Origin of the sequence: Stenotrophomonas sp. DR822 (assembly GCF_019793815.1) — a bacterium.
GTDB lineage: Bacteria > Pseudomonadota > Gammaproteobacteria > Xanthomonadales > Xanthomonadaceae > Stenotrophomonas > Stenotrophomonas indicatrix.
In genome coordinates, this window is sequence record NZ_CP081826.1 from 1,715,204 (window position 1) to 1,733,218 (window position 18,015).

General features: G+C 65.8%; 22 protein-coding genes. 20 read left to right on the forward strand and 2 right to left on the reverse strand.

What is annotated here, in order from left to right:
- Positions 1-171: 171 nt before the first annotated feature.
- Positions 172-426 carry a hypothetical protein gene (locus tag K5K93_RS07935; protein WP_089239227.1) on the reverse strand — a complete coding sequence of 85 codons (255 nt, stop codon included), beginning with the start codon at positions 424-426 and terminating at the stop codon, positions 172-174.
- A gap of 11 nt (positions 427-437) precedes the next feature.
- Positions 438-662 (reverse strand): hypothetical protein, encoded by a 225-nt coding sequence (locus K5K93_RS07940; protein WP_222390492.1) that lies wholly within the window; start codon positions 660-662, stop codon positions 438-440.
- 487 nt (positions 663-1,149) lie between these two features.
- Here K5K93_RS07940 and K5K93_RS07945 point away from each other — a divergent pair, with 487 nt between their 5' ends.
- The 20 genes from K5K93_RS07945 (at position 1,150) to K5K93_RS08040 (ending at position 18,015) form a co-directional block, all read left to right on the forward strand.
- Positions 1,150-3,471 carry a VapE domain-containing protein gene (locus K5K93_RS07945; RefSeq protein WP_222390493.1) on the forward strand — a complete coding sequence of 774 codons (2,322 nt, stop codon included), beginning with the start codon at positions 1,150-1,152 and terminating at the stop codon, positions 3,469-3,471.
- Between the two features lie 82 nt (positions 3,472-3,553).
- Positions 3,554-3,781 (forward strand): hypothetical protein, encoded by a 228-nt coding sequence (locus tag K5K93_RS07950; RefSeq protein ID WP_093817515.1) that lies wholly within the window; start codon positions 3,554-3,556, stop codon positions 3,779-3,781.
- 41 nt (positions 3,782-3,822) lie between these two features.
- The gene (locus K5K93_RS07955; protein ID WP_222390495.1) at positions 3,823-4,359 is read left to right on the forward strand and encodes a hypothetical protein; all 537 of its coding nucleotides are present in this window, start codon (positions 3,823-3,825) and stop codon (positions 4,357-4,359) included.
- A 178-nt stretch (positions 4,360-4,537) separates the two neighbouring features.
- Positions 4,538-4,921, forward strand: a complete 384-nt coding sequence (locus K5K93_RS07960) for a hypothetical protein (protein WP_093817513.1) — start codon at positions 4,538-4,540, stop codon at positions 4,919-4,921.
- 361 nt (positions 4,922-5,282) lie between these two features.
- Positions 5,283-5,711, forward strand: a complete 429-nt coding sequence (locus tag K5K93_RS07965) for a Mor transcription activator family protein (protein WP_222390497.1) — start codon at positions 5,283-5,285, stop codon at positions 5,709-5,711.
- Complete coding sequence (locus K5K93_RS07970) at positions 5,708-6,058, forward strand: hypothetical protein (protein ID WP_093817511.1); 351 nt, start codon at positions 5,708-5,710, stop codon at positions 6,056-6,058. Before K5K93_RS07965 ends, K5K93_RS07970 begins: the two co-directional genes overlap by 4 nt.
- Positions 6,055-6,540 (forward strand): glycoside hydrolase family 104 protein, encoded by a 486-nt coding sequence (locus K5K93_RS07975; protein ID WP_222390500.1) that lies wholly within the window; start codon positions 6,055-6,057, stop codon positions 6,538-6,540. Before K5K93_RS07970 ends, K5K93_RS07975 begins: the two co-directional genes overlap by 4 nt.
- A 5-nt stretch (positions 6,541-6,545) precedes the next feature.
- Positions 6,546-6,914: a hypothetical protein gene (locus tag K5K93_RS07980; RefSeq protein ID WP_261311949.1), complete on the forward strand. Its 369-nt coding sequence runs from the start codon at positions 6,546-6,548 to the stop codon at positions 6,912-6,914.
- Positions 6,889-7,167, forward strand: a complete 279-nt coding sequence (locus K5K93_RS07985; RefSeq protein ID WP_222390506.1) for a hypothetical protein — start codon at positions 6,889-6,891, stop codon at positions 7,165-7,167. Before K5K93_RS07980 ends, K5K93_RS07985 begins: the two co-directional genes overlap by 26 nt.
- 119 nt (positions 7,168-7,286) lie before the next feature.
- Positions 7,287-7,841 carry a hypothetical protein gene (locus tag K5K93_RS07990; RefSeq protein ID WP_222390508.1) on the forward strand — a complete coding sequence of 185 codons (555 nt, stop codon included), beginning with the start codon at positions 7,287-7,289 and terminating at the stop codon, positions 7,839-7,841.
- On the forward strand, positions 7,838-8,428 hold the full coding sequence (locus K5K93_RS07995; RefSeq protein ID WP_222390511.1) for a phage baseplate assembly protein V: 591 nt from the start codon (positions 7,838-7,840) through the stop codon (positions 8,426-8,428). Before K5K93_RS07990 ends, K5K93_RS07995 begins: the two co-directional genes overlap by 4 nt.
- Positions 8,429-8,480: 52 nt before the next feature.
- The gene (locus K5K93_RS08000; protein WP_089239202.1) at positions 8,481-8,819 is read left to right on the forward strand and encodes a GPW/gp25 family protein; all 339 of its coding nucleotides are present in this window, start codon (positions 8,481-8,483) and stop codon (positions 8,817-8,819) included.
- 2 nt (positions 8,820-8,821) lie between these two features.
- The gene (locus K5K93_RS08005) at positions 8,822-9,718 is read left to right on the forward strand and encodes a baseplate J/gp47 family protein (RefSeq protein ID WP_222390514.1); all 897 of its coding nucleotides are present in this window, start codon (positions 8,822-8,824) and stop codon (positions 9,716-9,718) included.
- Positions 9,711-10,490, forward strand: a complete 780-nt coding sequence (locus K5K93_RS08010; protein ID WP_222390518.1) for a phage tail protein I — start codon at positions 9,711-9,713, stop codon at positions 10,488-10,490. The genes K5K93_RS08005 and K5K93_RS08010 overlap by 8 nt, the downstream gene beginning before the upstream one ends.
- 7 nt (positions 10,491-10,497) lie before the next feature.
- Positions 10,498-12,603 (forward strand): tail fiber domain-containing protein, encoded by a 2,106-nt coding sequence (locus K5K93_RS20275; protein WP_261311950.1) that lies wholly within the window; start codon positions 10,498-10,500, stop codon positions 12,601-12,603.
- A 1-nt stretch (position 12,604) separates the two neighbouring features.
- Positions 12,605-13,264, forward strand: a complete 660-nt coding sequence (locus tag K5K93_RS08020; RefSeq protein WP_222390520.1) for a hypothetical protein — start codon at positions 12,605-12,607, stop codon at positions 13,262-13,264.
- A gap of 106 nt (positions 13,265-13,370) precedes the next feature.
- Positions 13,371-14,573: a phage tail sheath C-terminal domain-containing protein gene (locus K5K93_RS08025; protein ID WP_093817502.1), complete on the forward strand. Its 1,203-nt coding sequence runs from the start codon at positions 13,371-13,373 to the stop codon at positions 14,571-14,573.
- Positions 14,574-14,575: 2 nt separating this feature from the next.
- A complete protein-coding gene (locus K5K93_RS08030; protein WP_093817501.1) occupies positions 14,576-15,079 on the forward strand; it encodes a phage major tail tube protein in 504 nt (167 codons plus the stop codon).
- Between the two features lie 83 nt (positions 15,080-15,162).
- Positions 15,163-15,453, forward strand: coding sequence for a phage tail assembly protein (locus tag K5K93_RS08035; protein ID WP_093817500.1), 291 nt, complete (start codon positions 15,163-15,165; stop codon positions 15,451-15,453).
- A 189-nt stretch (positions 15,454-15,642) separates the two neighbouring features.
- A complete protein-coding gene (locus K5K93_RS08040) occupies positions 15,643-18,015 on the forward strand; it encodes a phage tail tape measure protein (RefSeq protein ID WP_261311951.1) in 2,373 nt (790 codons plus the stop codon).

An 18,015-nucleotide genomic window follows, 5' to 3' on the forward strand; every position in this document is an offset into this window, starting at 1 on the left:
CATTCTACGAGCCCGGGGCCAACCTTGGACCACGTTCAGGGTTGCCACCCCCGTCCTGCGACATCGTGTCGCAGGCGACTGCATGCTGATCCTTGCCCTGTACCGATATCGCCGGAGAGGGACGGAAGGACGCCTGGTGTGACCGCCCCCTTCCGTCCCCTGGCGGCAACGCTAGAACCGCGCCGGTTGCTGCACAGCGCGTTCCAGGAACATGACGCCCGCCTGCAGGCTGTTGCGGGCGTTCTCCAACCAGCGCTCCGGATCGGCTACCGCGAACCGCTCCTGTGCATCCACATCCCCGGAGTCAGCCAGGTCGGCCAACTGCAGATGGATATGGTGCTCCACCAGGCTCATCAATACAGCGAGCTCGGCCGATACCCCGGCGATGCGTTCGGTGAAGCCAGCGTCGTTGCTGTTCAGAGACATGTCCCCTGTTCCTATGCGTTGCGGTGTTGATGGATGGCTTCAAAACGCTCGGCACAGGCAGGCCCACAGAACAGTCTGGCCGGATCGTTTTCGAAGTCTTCGCTGCAGTCCGGGTTTTGGCACTCCCCAGTAGGTATGAGAGAAACAACGTTGCCGGCCCGCACTGCGTGCTGGGCCAAGGCGCGTTGCAGGTGGCGCGCTTCCAGTTCCTGCGCTTCGTCGATGGTGTCCGTCATGCCAGTCGTATTTTATCGGGGGGTGGTCGCACCGATTGAGAACGTCGCGACCGTCGTGCGCGGCATCAGCACGGCATTGGACCGGCGTACTTCATAGGGTTCGTTTTCAGACATGCGGACTCCTTGTGCATGGGGCCCGGGCCGGGCGTTGAGAGAGGGCGGAGGGCCGTATCGAACGGCACCGGCATCATCGGAAAATGCGTTCTCGCTGGCTGCGACGCATCGTTGCGATGAGAACGATCTGCGACTGTCATTCCAGATCCCTCGCGGACAAGGACGCCCTGCGAAGCCAGGGATGCAAGGTGTCAAAAGGTGTTGCAAAAACAAGCCCGCTCCGACACCATGATGACGTCACCACCTTCCATCACCCACTGGCCACGTCGCGCCGGGCAGCCGCCGCATGTCCCGCGTACAGCGGGCAGCACACAGCACGTTGGCCACAACCGGCCGCTGTGAACCGAACCACGCTTCAAGGGGACCCCGCCGAATGCATACACCGCACCCAGTGCAGGACATCGTTCCCGCATTCCTGCAGGCCATGCACGCACACGGCATCGTGCCTGATGCGCGTGGCCGAGATGCACTCAATGCGGACGGCACGCTGGTGCGCTTCCACGTCGAAGGGGATCGCCGCGGCACCCGCAATGGCTGGGCCGTGCTGTTCGGCGACAACGTGCCCGCCGGCGAGTTCGGCAGCTGGCGGACCGGCCTGCGCCAGGGCTGGTGCGCTAAGTCGCCGACCTCCCTGACCGCCGCCGAACAACGCGCGATCCGGCAGCGCCAGGATGCCGCCCGCGCGGAGCGGGAAAGACAGCAGCGCGAAAGCGAGGACGCGGCGGCCAAGGCGGCCAATGTCCTGTGGAACCGGGCGGTGCCTGCCGATGCCAGCCACCCGTATCTTGTGCGCAAGGGCATCCAGGCGCACGGGCTGCGCGTAGCGGCGTGGCCGGTGCGCAACAGCGATGGTCTGGTCTTCCGGCACGTCGACAACGCACTGCTGGTCCCGGTGACCAATACCGCGGGCCGAATCGTCTCGCTGCAGGCGATCTTTCCACGCATGGACCTGGCGCTCGGTCGCGACAAGGACTTCCTGGCGGGCGGCCGCAAACAAGGCTGCTTCCATGTCATCGGCAAGCCGCTGTCCGGCCAGCCCATCGCCATCGCTGAGGGCTACGCCACGGCGGAATCCATCCATCAGGCGACCGGTTGGTGCGTGGTGGTCGCCTGGGACGCCGGCAACCTGGCCGCGGTTGCACGCGCATGGCGCACCGCCATGCCGGACGCAGACCTGGTGATCTGCGCCGACAACGACCAATGGACCCGGCAACCGCTGGACAACCCCGGCGTCACCCAGGCAACGCATGCCGCTGCGGACATCGACGCACGCGTGGTATGGCCGGAGTTCGCCGTTCTGCATGGCGAGGATGACCGCCCCACCGACTTCAACGACCTGCATCTGCGCGAAGGCATGGAGGCACTGCGTGCGCAGCTGATGCCCGCCCCTGCCGCCACCGGGGATGAAGCGGCCACGGAGGATGATGCTCCGGCAGCGGCTTCCGCGCGCTATCTGGTGCCTGGCAACCTCTCCGCCTTCGACACCTTCACCCCGTTCCCCGACTGCAGCGCACGTGGCCGGCCGTTGCCGACCGCGCGCAACCTGGCCGAACTGTGCCGGCGCACCGGCGTGATCGTGCGCTACAACGTCATCCGCAAGGATCTGGAAATCCTCGTTCCCGGCCTGCAGACCACCGTGGACAACGCCAAGGAGGTCGCCGCCGGCGAAGTGATGGACTGCATGCACCGCGCCGGGATGGCCGTCGCCAGCTTCGAGACCAACCTGTGCCAGGTGGCCGAGGCCAATCCGTACAATCCGGTCGCCAGCTGGATCACCTCACGGCCATGGGATGGGCAATCACGCCTGCAGGCGTTCTTCGACACAGTGCAGGAAGCCCAGCCCACACGCATGGCCGACGGCCGCGTACTGAAGGAGATCCTGATGCGACGCTGGTTGATCTCCGGCGTTGCCGCCGCATTCGAGCCCGATGGCGTGGTTGCCCGCGGCGTACTGACCTTCGTGTCGAAGCAGAACCTGGGCAAGACGCGCTGGGCGCGGCAGCTGGCACCGGCTGAGCTGCAGCTGATCGCCGATGGCGTGGTGCTCGACCCCGCCAACAAGGACAGCGTCAAGCAGGTCATTTCCAAGTGGATCGTCGAGCTGGGCGAGGTCGATGCCACGTTCCGCCGTACCGATATCGCGGCATTGAAATCATTCATCTCCCGCAGCCATGATGAAATCCGGCGGCCCTACGCGCGTACCGAGTCGCGCTATGCGCGGCGTACGATCCTGTTTGCCAGTGTCAACGACGAACGCTTCCTGCGCGATGCCACCGGCAATACGCGCTGGTGGACCGTGCATGCAGTGGCGCTGGGCGAGCCCGCCCGGATCGACATGCAACAGGTCTGGGCCGAAGCGCATGCGCTCTATTGCAACGGCGAAACCTGGCATCTGGCGAGTGATGAGCTGGACGCGCTGAACGCCACCAACAGCGAACACGAGCCGATCTCGCCGATTGCCGAACTGATCGACCGTCACTTCGACTGGTCGCTGCCTGCCGAGCAGCGGAACGTGCCCTATCGCGCCACCGAGATCGCCATTGCCGTGGGCATCGACAAACCCAACCGCCGTGACGTCAACGAGGCAGCAGCCTACGTGGTCAAGCGCCATGACGTTCGCACCAGGCTGATCGGCAAGGAACGGGCGAAAGTGTGGCTGATGCCACCGCGCAGCCGCAGCGCCGGCGAGGGGTGACAGTAGATGAAAGGTGTTGACTAAGAAATACGGCAAAGGCAAGATACCGGCAACGGCCACGCCACCTTCCAGGAGCCCAGCCATGCCTCGCGCCCGCCTGCACGCCTTCGAAGGCGAACAGCTGACCGTGCAGCAGATCCATCAACGCGTACCGGTTCTATCGCAACGGACCATCCGCGCCCACCTCGCCGCCGGGCGCCGCACGTCCACGGCCATGCTGTGCTTCGACCCGATCGCCGCCGCAGCACGCGGTGGCCGCATCACCCAGCGCATCCTGCGCGCCCGCAATACCACCGGCAGCGAGTGCTGACTGCCGACGCGCCTGCGCCTTCCCCCAGGAGTACTTACCGCATGATCCCCGCCTCGCTCGACAGCAGCCAGCGCATGATTGCCGACACACTGGCCGCATTCCGCTGCGGTTCCGCCTTTGGCAGCGTGCCGCTGCGCCCCGCCCCTCTGACGCGGCCACCGCTGTACATCGGCATCGCCGGTGGCAGGGGCGTAGGCAAGGACACCCTCGCCAACGGCCTGGCCTCCGCGCTGGCCCTGCGCTGCGACACCTTCGCGGCCCCGGTACGGCCACGTGCCAGCGCCGGATGTCGTCGCGAGCATGTCCATCCGGAGCTCTGGGTACGCTCGTTGTTCTCGCGCCTGCCCGAAGGTGGCCTGGTTCCCGATGTCCATTCCGCTGACGAGGCGCGCGCCATCCGCCGTCAGGGCGGCGTTGTGATCCGCATCACCCGCCCCGGCCACGACAGCGTGGACCTGCATGCCCGCGTCCAGCCGCTGCCCGCCGCGCTGATCGATTTCGAGCTGCACAACGACCGCAGCGTGGCCGATCTGGTGCGCATGGCACTGGACCAGTTAATGTGCCGTGGCGTGATCTGAACGGCCTGCCGGAGCCGCGCCGGAGCCCCCACCGTGCGGCGGGCCGGACCGTTGCTTCCTCACCCATAACGCAGGTTCCGGCCCATCACCGGCGAAAATGATGTAAGGTCGTCCCCCAACAATGACGGCACCTGCCGTCACCCTGCATCCCCAACCGCTTTCGCAAAGAGGAAATGTCATGGAGGTCGAACAGTTCACGTCGACACGCCAGAAGGCCATCGCGTTGTTCAAGTCGCAGCCCAAGGGTGGCAAGGACATCGTGAGTCTGGATGCGATCTTCATTTCGCTGTGCTCGCTGGCCAGCGCCCAGCCCGAGGCAACTGCCGCCAGGCAGGCACGTACCAATGCCCGCCCCGGCAGCCAGCAGCCCCCCGCTCCGTGGTTCATCGAGACGCTGGCCGCGCTCAAGGGCAAGGGCGAGTCGATCACCGTGGCACGCTTCCTGATGTTCGCCAACCGTTTCCCGGTCAAGCGCATGGACCAGGTCAATGCAGCCCGCTGGCTGCGTGATGCCGGCTACATCCCGCGCAAGACCGGCGGCAACCTGGTGTTCGACCTTTGACCCAGCACCACCTGCAGTCCTGAAGCCCCGGCATCGTCCGGGGCTTTTTCGTTTAAGACACTCAAGCACCCGGCACGAGCATCAACAGCGTGGCCGTCCTCACCCTGTACCTGCCGTGCCCTATTGCCCTGTCTCCGTTTCCAGCAGGTGAGGACAAGGAGTACGGGAGAACCAGCGAAACCACAGGCAAGTCCGGATAGCATGGCAGGGCCGCATTGCAAACCTGCGCATGCGAGTACTCGCCGGTCCTCGCGCACGCATCTGAATGCTTTCAGTCGCGCGCCCCGAAAGTAGATGAAAGGTGTTGACGTGATCGACGGGATGGCAACAGTGGATACCAATGTCACTGACCAACCTTTCCATGAACGCCCTGCCCGACAGCATCCAGACCCTTGCCGAGGTCATCGGCGAATCCGCAGCCCTCACGCTGGTGCGTGCATGGCCGCCGACCACCTCCAGCACCACCGGACGCCACCGCGTCATCGTCTACGTACCCTCCACCCTGCCCGATCAGCATCGACTGATCGACATTCTTGGCCTGGAGGTGGCACAGCGTCTGGTCGCCCACTTCGGCGGTGAGCTGCTGTTCCTGGCGTCCTGCTACGCCGCCAGTGCGCATGAGCGCCGCGAGCAGATCGCCCGGGCAGTGGCCAGCGGCATGCCCCGTGAGCACGTCGCGCAGGAGTTCGGTGTATCGCAGACCACCATCAAGCGCGCCGTGCGCGGTGCCCGCTCCGCGCCGGTCCCGGCCGTCCATCCGGCCCTGCTGAAGGGATACGCGCGCGCATGAACGAGACCGACCTGCTGGCCGGCGTGCCGGACTGGGCCAAGTACCTCGGCGGCACCTCCGGGGTATTGATCGCAGTTTCGTTGTGGCTGCGGCAATGGCTGTCATCGGCCAAGGTCGACCGCACCGCCGATGAAGCCACCAGCAACACCCTGCGCACCCTGCAGGAACAGCTGTCTGCCGAACGCACACGCGCCGATGGGCTGATGCACGAACGCGAGGCCATGGCCCAGGAGATCGGCCAGCTGCGTGGTGAAGTCAGCGCCCTGCGCGCACAGATCGCCCAGCAGAGCGTGCAGATCGATGCGCTGCTGGACCTGGTGCGCAAACGGTCGGGAGCAGCCGCATGACCGCCGCCACAGCAAGCACCCTCGGCGGCGCCAACGTGGCCGCGTTCCTGGACATGCTGGCCCTATCCGAAGGCACCGACATTCCCGGCCAGCGCTCCCGCGATCGCGGTTACGACGTGATCGTCGGCGGCCAGCTGTTCAATGACCATCGCGACCACCCACGCGTACTGGTGTCGCTGCCGCGCTACGGCATCAAATCCAGCGCCGCCGGCCGCTACCAGTTCCTGCGCAGCACCTGGGACGACCTGCGTGCGCGCCTGGACCTGCCGGACTTCGGCCCGGTCTCGCAGGACCGCGCGGCAGTGGCGCTGCTCAAGCAGTGCGGCGCCTACGACCTGATCCGCCTGGGCCGCTTTGACGCTGCAGTCGCCGCCGCCCGGCGCATCTGGGCGTCGCTGCCGGGCGCCGGCTACGGGCAGAAGGAGCATGCACTGGAAACGCTGCGCGCCGCGTATCGCGCCGCTGGAGGACTTCTGCAGTGATGCCGATGCCGCTGAGGCTGCGCATCGCCCTGCTGGGCCTGGTTGCCAGCCACGCGTGCTGTGCCTGGCTGGGCTGGGAGCTGCGCGACCGCAGCGCGGATCTCGCCGCCGTCCGCGTACAGGCCGCGCAGGAGACCGGCCGTGCCGACACCACACTCGCCGCGCGCCAGCAGGACCACGCCAACGCACAGGCCGGTGTACAGGCTGAATCGCAGCGCCTGGCCATGCAGTCCGTGCGCACCCAGGAGTTCACCACCCTGCAACAGGACATCGATACCCATGCCAAGACTCCTCGCCGCGACTGCGGCGATGCTGATGCTGAGTTCGTGCGCATCTGGCGCGAAGCCAATGCCGGCCGCCCTCTTCCTCCCTGACCTCAGCATCGCACCGGCACAGCTGCACGCACCGCAGGAACTGCCCGATCTGCAGGCTGCCGACGACGAGGCGCTGCTGCGCAACCACGTTGCCGTGGCGCGCCAGTACCACGAACTGGCCGACCAGATGCGCGCCCTGCTGTGCAGCCTCGGCAGCCAGCACGGCTTCACCATCAATGGTGCAGCACCGCTGACGCCTGTCGGTTGCATCCCCGAGCGCAACACCAGCCGACACGACCCACACCCGCACTGAGCGGGCCCGTCACGGCCGCGCGTGCAATGTCCCGCGCCCCGGGCAATGGCAACACTGCCTGCAGAAAGCGCGTGCTGCGGCCAGTCGCGTTCTTCCTTCCATTCATCGCATGAGCTGACATGGCAACCGATACCCCTTCCTCCACCCTCGACGCGCTGCACGCCGCCATCGAAGCGGCGATCCGAACACGCTTTGCGGACTTGGCGACCGTCGAGTTCTATCGCGACGCCAACAGTGGTGCGCCGCCCACGCCCGCCTGCCTGCTGGCGATGACCCGCTGTGATCGCGGCAAGGACAGCGATGATGGCAGCGGCCAACTGCAGGCCGTGCTGCGCTTTGAAGCACGCATCTCCGTGCAGTCGGCGGCAGCCGATTCTGCCCTGCAGCTGCGCCGGATCGCTGTAAACCTCGCCACCTGGCTGCATCAGCTCGGCCGCTTTCCGGGTGCGCCCAGTGGCGCGATCGAGGTGATCGCAGCGCTTCCAGAGGATGCCGCAGCGGCGCAGCCCGACCTGCGCACGTGGATCGTGGAATGGTCAGTGCCCATCGCGCTGGGCGGCAATGCCTGGGAGGACGGCGATGGCGTGGTACCGCACGCGTCCTACAGCTTCGCACCGGAGATCGGCCGGACCCATGAGCGGCGCTACCAGCCGCTTGCGGAGGGCACGCCATGAGCGCCGAACACGCCCGGCTGATCGGCAACCTGTTGATGATCGGCGTCGTGCGCGAACTTGATGAAGCCGGCGGCCGCGTGCGCGTCGATGCTGACGGCATGCTCACCGATTGGATTCCCTGGCTGGAACGCCGTGCGGGACCCGGCGTGCGCAGCTGGTGCGCACCGGAGCCGGGTGAACAGGTGATGCTGGCCTGCCCGTATGGCGACCCTGGCCAGGCCCTGGTGCTCGGCAGCCTGTACCAGGACCGCTTTCCCGCACCCGCCGACACGCGCCAGCTGCAGCGCACGCAGTACGCCGACGGCAGCCTCGTCGAGTACGACCGCCAGACCACCACGCTGACCCTCACCGTCGGCAGCGGCAAGGTCATCGTCAACTGCGCAAACGCGGAAGTGCATGCCAGCGAATCGGTGTTGCTCGACACGCCGGTGCTCAAAGCCACCGGCGATCTGGACGTCACCGGTGCGATCACAGCGGGCAAGGACATCAGCACATCGGCCGACGTCAAGGCCGGCGCCATCAGCCTGAAGTCACACAAACACACCGCCCAGGGCGCGACCGCACCCACCACGCCTGCACAGCCGTGATGGGCCATCGCTGCAATGCCCTGAAAACCCGTACTCCACGACGATAGAGACCATGCGAGGAATCGACGCCAACACCGGCAAATCCCTGGATGGGCTGGCCCATCTGCACCAGTCCGTGCGTGACGTTCTCACCACGCCCCTTGGCTCCCGCGTCCTGCGTCGCGAGTACGGCTCGCGCATCTTCGAACTGATCGATGCGCCGACCAACCGCTCGCTGCGCATGGACCTGATCGCGGCCACCGTCGACGCACTCGCGCGATGGGAACCGCGGCTTCACGTCGAGAACGTCGACGTCTCCCTCCCCGCCCCCGGTGTGATGATCCTGGCAGTAACCGGGATCCACCTGCCGGACGGCGAGGCCATCACCATCGAAGGAATCGAGGTTCGCTAACCGTGGCATCCGGCTCGTTCACCAGTGTCAATCTCTCCCAGCTGCCGGCCCCGGCGGTCATCGAAGTGCTCGATTTCGAAGCCATGTTCGATGAATCGCTGACGGCATTGCAGGCCCTGGACCCCACGTTCGACGCGCTGCTGCCGTCGGACCCCGCCTTCAAGATTCTCGAAGTCTGCACCTACCTGCGTCTGCTCGATCGACAGCGCGTCAACGATGCCGCGCGCGGTGTCATGCTCGCCTACGCGGTGGGCAGCGATCTGGATCAGCTGGCGGCACTCTTCGGCATCGCACGCCTGGAGCTCGATCCGGGCAAGCCGCAGGAGGGCATCCCTCCCCGCCATGAAAGCGACGGGGACTTCCGTCGCCGCATCCAGCTGGGGCCGGAGGGCTTCAGCGTGGCAGGACCGGAAGGTGCCTATGTATTCCATGCACTAAGCGCGGATCCGCGCGTGCTGGACGCCAGCGCCACCAGCAGCACGCCTGGCGAAGTGGTGGTGTCGGTGCTGTCGCGTGAAGCGGACGGCACCGCTACCCAGGGCCTGCTAGATGTGGTCGAGGCGAAGCTGAGCGCGGATGACGTGCGCCCGTTGACCGATCACGTGCTGGTGAAACCGGCGAGCATCATCAACTACGCCGTCACCGCCACGCTGTACACCTTCGCTGGCCCCGACTCGCAGGTTGTGCTGGCCGAAGCGCGCACGCGCCTGGACCGCTACATCGTCGAATCGCATCGGCTTGGCCGCGACGTTACCCGCTCGGGGCTGTTCGCTGCACTGCATGCCGAAGGCGTACAGCGCGTGGTGATCGACAGCCCCGCCGCGGACGTGGTGGTGGACCGCACCCAGGCCACGTATTGCACCGCCGTCACGTTGGCGCATGGTGGCAACGATGAGTGAGGCCACCACGCGCCTGGTCAATGCGCGTCTGCGTGGCGCGGTTGATGGGAAGAACCAGGTATTCCGCCATCCCGGCGGCATGCTGGCAACGGTGCAGGCCGTGTATCTCACGGATGCGCAGGGACGCCGGCGCCTGAACGACGCTTCCGTCAGCGGTAGCGCGGTCACGCTCGCAACCGCACCTGCCCCTGGCGTGATCATCGACGGCGACGCACAGGTCCGCGTGCCGTCATCGGCCAACCTGCTGCCGCCCAATGCCACTCATGCCGAGCGCGCACTGTCGCGGGCGATCGTTGCCCGCCCGCTGCCGGTGGACATCACCGCCCTGTGGGACGCCGATCGCTGTCCGGCCGCGTTGCTGCCCTGGCTGGCATGGGCGCTCTCGGTGGACGAATGGAAGGCGTACTGGCCAGAACCGGTCAAGCGCGCCCGCGTGCGTGCCGCCATCGCCATTCAGCGCCGCAAGGGCACCGCCGGCAGCGTCCGTGATGTGGTTGCTGCGTTCGGTGGTTCGGTGTTGATCCGCGAGTGGTGGCAGCTGCAGCCGAAGGGACCGCCGCACACCTTCGAAGCGGTGATGACCATTGCCAACCAGGGCGGCACCTCGGCCACCGCCATGTTCGTCGACGACGTCATCGGCGAGATCACCCGCACCAAGCCGGTGCGATCGCACTTCACCTTCACCCAGGGCATGCAGGCCGACGCAGCAATCGGCGCGCTTGCAGCCGCACACGCCACGGCCTTCCGCCGCATCCAACTGATCGGAGAGTAAACCCCGCATGCGCTTGAAAATCACCGACGCCGGCTTCGCCAAGCTGGTCAATCCGCCGAACACCGGCACCAATGCCGTTCTGATCACCCAGATCGGCCTGACATCCACGGCATTCGCACCTTCGGGCGACCTGACCGCGCTGCCAGGCGAGATCAAGCGGGTCGCGACCTTCGGCGGCCAGGCCGTGGGCGATGACACGCTGCACGTGACCATCCGCGACGACAGTGCCACCGCCTATTCGCTGCGCGGATTCGGCCTGTACCTGGCTGACGGCACGCTGTTCGCCACTTACGGCCAGACCGATCCGATCATGGAAAAGTCGGCTGCGTCGATGCTGCTGCTGGCCACGGATGCGCGTTTCACCGACGTGGACATCACGCAGATCCAGTTCGGCAACGCCGAGTTCATCTACCCGCCGGCCACCACCGAGGTTCTGGGTGTGGTCGAGCTGGCCACCAACACCGAAGCGGAAGACGCGGCTGACACCCAGCGCGCGGTGACGCCGCGCGGCCTGCGTGCATTCACCGACAAGCGCTTTGGTGCTGCTGCGCCTACTGCACTGGCCAGGACCTTGCTGTCTGCCGCAACCACGGCCGCCGCACGCACCGCGTTGGAGCTGAAGGGTGCCGCACTGAAGGACACTGGCCATGGCAACGGCTTGGATGCCGATACCCTGGATGGCAAGCACGCATCCGCGTTCGCCCTGGCGGGTGACTTCGCTACTGTCGGCCACAAGCATGTCATCGCGGATGTGACCGGGCTGCAGGGAGTGTTGGATGCCAAGGCGGTCAAGGGAACCAATAGTTTCACCGATCAACAGTTCGTAGGCGGTAGCGCGCCCCTGGTTGGCTTCGGCTCGGCCGGCGCGGAACAGTCGTTTATCGGTGGCTGGGCCAACACCGGCATCTGGCGCGTCTACAACACCGACCGCACGGCGAACGGTGAGTTGACCATCAGGCACGGCGATACCCCGCGCTGGAACGGCTCGGCGATGTGGCATGCCGGGAACTTTGCGCCGGACACCAAAATGGACAAGACGGGGGGTACGTTCACCGGCCACGTCGCTGTGAACGGAAACTCGCTGCGCTCGTATGGCTGGAACGGTGTCGCCAACGATGGCGTGCTGGTCCTGGGCGACGCGAGCTCGTACCTGTTCAAGAACGGCGCGAACTTCACCTTCGCCAATTCCGCAGGTGGCTATACCACCACGTTGAATGCAGGCGGCTCGATCTGGACGAGCGGCAACTTCGACCCGGCGGCGAAGATCAGCAACACTGGCGGCGACATGAGCGGCCCGCTAAGGATGCGTGGAAATGCCGCCGGCCGCATTGCGTTGTATGACGACAATCTAGATGTCGCGAACATCGAGATTGGTGCAGGGCTCAACACGGGAACCGATCGTAATGGGTTCCTGGTGAACCGGAACGCAAATGGATCGATCTCGCTCTTGGCAGGAAACGGAAAGTCGAAGCTGACGGTAGACGGCGCTGTTGGTTACACCACGATCGCTGCCCCCACCTTGGGCACTGGTCTGTGGAACAGTCAGACGGCGCTGCATTGCGCCATTCCACATGGTGGAAACGTGGACGGCATGAAGGCTACGCTGTTGCGCACAGTCAATGGTGGAAATGGCTGGTCGTCCGCACGTTGGCGGCTGTTCCGTGAGGTCGACTCCACGACTCAGGGTTACATCGATTTCCATGGTGATGCATCCGATGGCGACCGTGTATTCACCTTCGCCGGCTACGGACAATCGTTCTGGCTCGCCAAGTCCGGCGCTGTGGAAGCACCTGCGGGCTTCAACAGGCCGTCATCTCGCAAGCTGAAGTCAGACCGTCCGCTGGTTCCCTTGACCTATGGTCTGGCTGAAGTCGAGAAGATCCAGACATTCTGCGGCCAGTACAACAGCGACTTCGTAAAGGACGAAAGGCGTCGGCTCTTCCTGATTGCTGAGCAGCTCGCAGAAATCATTCCTGAGGCTGTGTACGAGAATTCCATCGACTATCGCGGTGAGAAAGTTCCGTCTGTTCAGGACGCCCAGCTGATTCCGGTCCTGGTCCGTGCCATCCAGCAGCTCGCGGCCGAAGTCCGCTCCATCAAGGCGGCCGTCTGACATGGCAAGTGGATACTCATCGGGCGGTGTTGACCTGGACGATCTGTTCGACTCCTACGTGGAGGGCCCGTTCGCCGCCGACTCCGGCTTGATGCTGGGCGGCACCGACCTCAGCCGTCGCTACGCCCACATCCAGTACGGCAGCAAACGCGGTGACGTGGGTTATCGCATTGGCGGCATGGACGTATCGAACCTGTGGGCGGCGCGTGGCAGCGCCAGCTATCGCCTGCCGTTCCATGGCCAGGGCTATTCGGCAGGCAACAGCGCCAAGACCAACTCGACCGGCTCAGCGTCGGCATCGATCTCGATCGACATGCTGTCCGACGGCAACTACAGCATCCGTCGAAGCGTCACCGGTGGCGGCAACAACAGCAACACCGTGGTTGCCTCCGGCCGCTGGCTTCCGGCCGGCGCCAGTGCGTCCGAGTACGACGTGCAGTTCAGCGTGAGCAACCAGGGAGCGGCGTACTTCAGCAACAGTGCACCGTCGTTCGCCTCGTTGGCATCTTCGCAGTCTGCAGGCGTGTCCGTCAGTGTGCCGGCCAGGTCCACCAGTTTTGAAAGTGCCTCCACCAGCATCAACGTCCACCTGCGTCGTGCCGGCGGCAACCCGCAGGTCTCCAGCTTCAGCGCCAGCGTCAGCGCCTCCGGCTGGGTCTGATCGATCACCGGGCCACCGCTGCAATTATCGCCGTCGTCGCCTTTTCCGAAGATATACCCGTCGCCTGCGTCTGCAGGCACACCACCACACCGAGGAACCTCTCCGAATGACCGAATTTCTCCACGGCGTACAGGTCGTCAACATCGACACCGGTGCGCGCTCGATCGCTGTTGCATCCACCAGCGTCATCGGCATCGTCGGCACTGCGCCGCTGGCCGACGCCGACGCTTTCCCCATCAACACGCCTGTCCTGGTGACCTCGCCATCGCAGGCCGCCAAACTGTCGGCCAAGACCGGCACCGAAGCCGGTACCCTGCCCGGCGCACTGGATGCGATCTTCGACCAGTCGTCGGCGGTCGTGGTGGTGATCCGCGTCGAGACCGGCGCCAATGAAAGTGCCACCCAGGCCAACGTGCTCGGCGGCGTGAACGCACAGACCGGTGCCTACTCCGGCGTGCATGCACTGCTCGCCGCCAAGTCCATCGTCGGCGTGAAGCCGCGCATCCTGGTCGCCCCGGGCTTCACCCACCTGCACCCGGCCGATCCGGCCAGTCCGGACACCGTGCTGGCCAACCCGGTCGTGGCCGAGCTGCTCGGCATTGCCGACAAGTTGCGCGCGATCATCATCAAGGATGGCCCGAACAGCAACGACGATGCAGCCAAGACCACCACCGCACTGACCGGTTCCAAGCGTGTCTACGTGGTCGATCCGGCCGTGCTGGTGCAGCAGGGTGAAGCGATCGTCAGCCGTTACGCCTCCGGTGCCGTGGCCGGTGCCATCGCCCGCAGCGACAACGAACGCGGCTGGTGGGCATCGCCGTCCAACCAGGAGCTGTACGGCATCGTCGGCACCGCTCGTGCGATCGACTTCGGCCTGTCCGATGCGACCAGCCGCGCCAACCTGCTGAACCAGGCCAACGTGGCGACCATCATCCGCGAAGGTGGCTTCCGCCTGTGGGGCAACCGCACCGCCAGCATCGATCCGAAGTGGCAGTTCCTGTGCGTGGTGCGCACCGCCGACATCATCGCCGACAGCCTGGAGGCTGCCCACCTGTGGGCCGTCGACCGCGGCATCAGCAAGACCTACGTCGATGACGTGCGCGAGGGTGTCAATGCCTTCCTGCGCGGCCTGAAGACGCAGGGCGCGATCCTGGGCGGCAACTGCTGGATCGACCCCGAACTGAACGCAGCCGACAGCGTGGCCGATGGCCGCTTCTACTGGGACTTCGACTTCACCCCGACCTACCCGGGTGAGCAGCTGACCTTCCGCATGCACATGAACAACAACTACGTCTCGGAGATCTTCTAAGCATGGCGCGCAAGATCCGCAAGAACTTCAACTTCTACGTCGACGGCAAGGGCTTTGCCGGCAGCGTAATGTCCTTCACCGCCCCCAAGCTGTCGCTGAAGACCGAGGACTTCCAGGCCGGCGGCATGCTCGCCCCGACGGAAATCGTGCTCGGCCACGACAAGCTGACCGCCGAGGTCACCTTCGCCTCCGATGACGCGGAGATCATGTCCAAGTTCCACGTCATCGAGAGCAAGGAGTATGGCTTCACCGCCCGCGAGGCGCTGGAAGCCGACGATGGCTCGGTCACTTCGGTCGTGCACAACATGCGCGGCAAGGTGAAGACCCTCGACCGCGGCGAAACCAAGGTCGGCGAAAAGGGCACGGTCAAGGTCTCCCTGGCACTGAGCTACTACAAGCTGACCCATGGCGTGCAGGTCGTGCAGGAGATCGACGTGACCAACATGATCGCCCGCCAGGGCGGCGTGGACGCACTGGCCGGCATCCGCGGCGCCCTGGGCATCTGATTCCCGGCATCGCTTCGACGTACACGGGGGCGCACAGCGCCCCCGGATCCACCGCACCTTCATCGACATCCGGGAACACAGCCATGTCCAGCAAGACCAAGACCACCGCCGACACCGTCATCGAACGCGACGGTTATGCCGAAATCACCCTCTCCCGCCCGCGCCAGGTCAACGGCGTGGACACCGCCGTGCTGCGCATGCGCGAACCGACCGTGGAAGACATGGAGCGCTACCAGGACGACAAGGGCACTGACGCCCAGCGCGAAGTGCGCATGATCGCCAACCTGTGCGAGATCGCACCGGATGACGTGCGCAGGATGCCGCTGCGCGACTACGCCCGCCTGCAGGCCGGCGTCGCGCTTTTTACCACCTGACCCTGCCGCAGATCAGGCAGGGAGCGCTCGCCCTGGCCGGCCACACCGGCTGGGGCCTGCGCGAGATCATGACGCTGCGGGTGTCGAAGTTCATCTGGTGGATACAGGGATTGCCGGTACATGGCGAGTAACGTTCAAACGACAACGATCACGATCGGCGGTTCGGTTTCCCGGTCGTTGCAGGACGCATTGTCCTTCAGCAACGATGGCCTGAAGCGCCTTGGCGATGAGGCCGACAAGCTCGAGCGCAAGCTCAATGTCATGGGCAGGTCGAGCAACCAGTTCGCCCGCATGCGTGCCGAGGCCGATGCGTTGCGCGCTTCCCAGGAAGCGTTGCAGCGGATCGAAGACAAGCGCACGGCGAATCTTGAGAAGCGCGAAAAGCTGGGCTCGGCGTTTGGCGATGCGCGCGGCATGCTCGGCAGCGCCATCACCACGCTGGCCAAACCGGTGGAGAACGCCGCCGGCTTCGCGCGCGAGAACCAGGCCATCGGCAACGCCGCCAACCTGACCCGCGCCCAGGTCGTTGCGCTGGGCCAGACCATCCTGGCCGAATCCAGCCGTACCCACCAAGGCGCGGGCGAACTGCAGCGCGCGGTCAGCCAGCTGGTCGCTGCAGGACTGGATGCGCAGACCGCGCAATCCAGCCTGGGCGCGATCGGCCGCACCACTACCGCTACCGGCGAGAGCATCGACGACGTCACGTTGGCGGCGTCGGGACTGCAGCAGGCACTGAAGATCAATCCGGCCGGCCTGCAATCGGCGCTTGATGTGCTGGTGGTGGCAGGCAGGAACGGTGGCCTGGGCCTGAAGGACATGGCCGGTGCACTGCCGGTGCTCGGCGGCGCATTCCAGTCGCTGCAGATGCACGGCAACGCGGCCGCCGCCACCATGGGCGCTGCGCTGGATGTCGCCCGGCAAGGCGCCGGTGGTGCCGACGAAGCGGCCGGCAACATGCAACGCTTCATGGCCAGCATCCTCTCGCCCGACCTGCAGGCCCGTGCCAAGAAAGGCTTCAAGCTGGACCTGCGCAGGATCATCAGCGAAGCGCAGAGCAGCGGTGGCAATCCGTTCGACGCGGCGATGCAGGCGATCATCCAGGCCACCGCCGGTGACCAGGCGAAGATCGGCAAGCTGTTCGGCGATGCGCAGGCGCAGGACTTCGTGCGTCCGATGATCCAGAACTGGGATGAGTACATCCGCATCCGCGACAAGGCGCTCAACAGCTCGGCGGGTACCACCGACAGCGGCTTTGCGGCCAAGCTGCAGACCGACCCGGAAAAGATCGAAGGCGCCAAGATCGCCGTCGACAACCTGTCCAAGGCCTTCGGTGCCGCGCTGCTGCCGGCCGTGGGTGAGGCGGCGGTGAAGCTGACCGAACTGCTGAACGGCGTTGCGTCGTTCGTGCAGGAAAACCCGAAGCTGATCGCCAATACCACCCAGGTCGTGGTCGGCTTGATGGGCATGCGCACTGCAGTACTCGGCGTGCGCTATGCGTGGACGTTCCTGCAGGGCCCGATCCTGGCGGTGCAGAAGGCCTTCGAGCTGTTCCGCGGCGGCAGCCTGCTGGCGCAGATGGGGCAGTTCGGTCCGACGGCAATGCGCCTGGCATCGGGGTTCCGCGTGGTCGCCACCGCCGTTGGTGCCATCGGCGGCGGTCCGATCGCCATCGCCATCGCTGCCATCACCACTGGCGCCCTGCTGGTGCGCAAGTACTGGGAGCCGATCAAGGCCTTCCTCGGTGGCGTCTGGGATGGCCTCAGCGGCGCAGGAACCGCCGCCATGGGCGAACTGATGCGCGCCGTCGAGCCGCTGCGCCCGGCATGGGAAGCGGTCGGCGGGCTGCTGGGCCAGGCATGGGACTGGCTCTCCAAAATGCTGGCTCCCGCGCAGTACACCGGCAACGAACTCTCGCGCGTAGCGGAGATCGGCTCGCTGGTGGGCACGGCGTTGCTGGCCAACTTCCGTCTGGTCATCCAGGTAGTCGGGGTTGTGGTTGAAGCCATCTCCCTCCTCGGTGATGTCATCGGTACGGTCGCTGGATTCATCTCCGTCACGTTGGGCGGCGTATGGGATTGGATCTCCGAAAAGGCAACGGCGGCGATCGGCTACATCATGGCCGAGCTGGCTCCGCTGATGAACTTCGTCGGCGGAGTGATGGACAAGGTCGGTAGCGCCCTGGGCATGGCCAAAGATAAAGCAGTGGATGGTGCGCGTATGGCAGTGGGTGTGGCCCACGGCGCGGCCGCCGGCTACGCCGCCGTGAGGGATGGAAAGGTCGCGATGCCACCCGTGCGTCTTGCCGTGGGCGGTTTGCACAGCGCCGTCGTGGAGCGCCGCGCACCTGGATTGCCCGCGCCGTCCCAAGGCCGCGCCGCACCGCCGATGCCCTCCTCTGCCACCGCGCGCACCCCCACCACCGTGCAGCAGCAACAGACCAACAACATCACCATCCACCAGCAACCGGGTGAATCCAGCGAGGCGCTGGCACGGCGTACCGCCAATGCGCTGCAGCACCAGCAGGCCGTGCAGGCCCGCGCCACCCTGGGAGACAGGAACTAA

Bases quoted from the DNA above. Each gene is read 5' to 3' on its own strand.
- K5K93_RS07935 (WP_089239227.1), bottom strand. From the start codon at position 426: ATGTCTCTGAACAGCAACGACGCTGGCTTCACCGAACGCATCGCCGGG.
- K5K93_RS07940 (WP_222390492.1), bottom strand. From the start codon at position 662: ATGACGGACACCATCGACGAAGCGCAGGAACTGGAAGCGCGCCACCTG.
- K5K93_RS07945 (WP_222390493.1), top strand. From the start codon at position 1,150: ATGCATACACCGCACCCAGTGCAGGACATCGTTCCCGCATTCCTGCAG.
- K5K93_RS07950 (WP_093817515.1), top strand. From the start codon at position 3,554: ATGCCTCGCGCCCGCCTGCACGCCTTCGAAGGCGAACAGCTGACCGTG.
- K5K93_RS07955 (WP_222390495.1), top strand. From the start codon at position 3,823: ATGATCCCCGCCTCGCTCGACAGCAGCCAGCGCATGATTGCCGACACA.
- K5K93_RS07960 (WP_093817513.1), top strand. From the start codon at position 4,538: ATGGAGGTCGAACAGTTCACGTCGACACGCCAGAAGGCCATCGCGTTG.
- K5K93_RS07965 (WP_222390497.1), top strand. From the start codon at position 5,283: ATGAACGCCCTGCCCGACAGCATCCAGACCCTTGCCGAGGTCATCGGC.
- K5K93_RS07970 (WP_093817511.1), top strand. From the start codon at position 5,708: ATGAACGAGACCGACCTGCTGGCCGGCGTGCCGGACTGGGCCAAGTAC.
- K5K93_RS07975 (WP_222390500.1), top strand. From the start codon at position 6,055: ATGACCGCCGCCACAGCAAGCACCCTCGGCGGCGCCAACGTGGCCGCG.
- K5K93_RS07980 (WP_261311949.1), top strand. From the start codon at position 6,546: ATGCCGCTGAGGCTGCGCATCGCCCTGCTGGGCCTGGTTGCCAGCCAC.
- K5K93_RS07985 (WP_222390506.1), top strand. From the start codon at position 6,889: ATGCCGGCCGCCCTCTTCCTCCCTGACCTCAGCATCGCACCGGCACAG.
- K5K93_RS07990 (WP_222390508.1), top strand. From the start codon at position 7,287: ATGGCAACCGATACCCCTTCCTCCACCCTCGACGCGCTGCACGCCGCC.
- K5K93_RS07995 (WP_222390511.1), top strand. From the start codon at position 7,838: ATGAGCGCCGAACACGCCCGGCTGATCGGCAACCTGTTGATGATCGGC.
- K5K93_RS08000 (WP_089239202.1), top strand. From the start codon at position 8,481: ATGCGAGGAATCGACGCCAACACCGGCAAATCCCTGGATGGGCTGGCC.
- K5K93_RS08010 (WP_222390518.1), top strand. From the start codon at position 9,711: ATGAGTGAGGCCACCACGCGCCTGGTCAATGCGCGTCTGCGTGGCGCG.
- K5K93_RS20275 (WP_261311950.1), top strand. From the start codon at position 10,498: ATGCGCTTGAAAATCACCGACGCCGGCTTCGCCAAGCTGGTCAATCCG.
- K5K93_RS08020 (WP_222390520.1), top strand. From the start codon at position 12,605: ATGGCAAGTGGATACTCATCGGGCGGTGTTGACCTGGACGATCTGTTC.
- K5K93_RS08025 (WP_093817502.1), top strand. From the start codon at position 13,371: ATGACCGAATTTCTCCACGGCGTACAGGTCGTCAACATCGACACCGGT.
- K5K93_RS08030 (WP_093817501.1), top strand. From the start codon at position 14,576: ATGGCGCGCAAGATCCGCAAGAACTTCAACTTCTACGTCGACGGCAAG.
- K5K93_RS08035 (WP_093817500.1), top strand. From the start codon at position 15,163: ATGTCCAGCAAGACCAAGACCACCGCCGACACCGTCATCGAACGCGAC.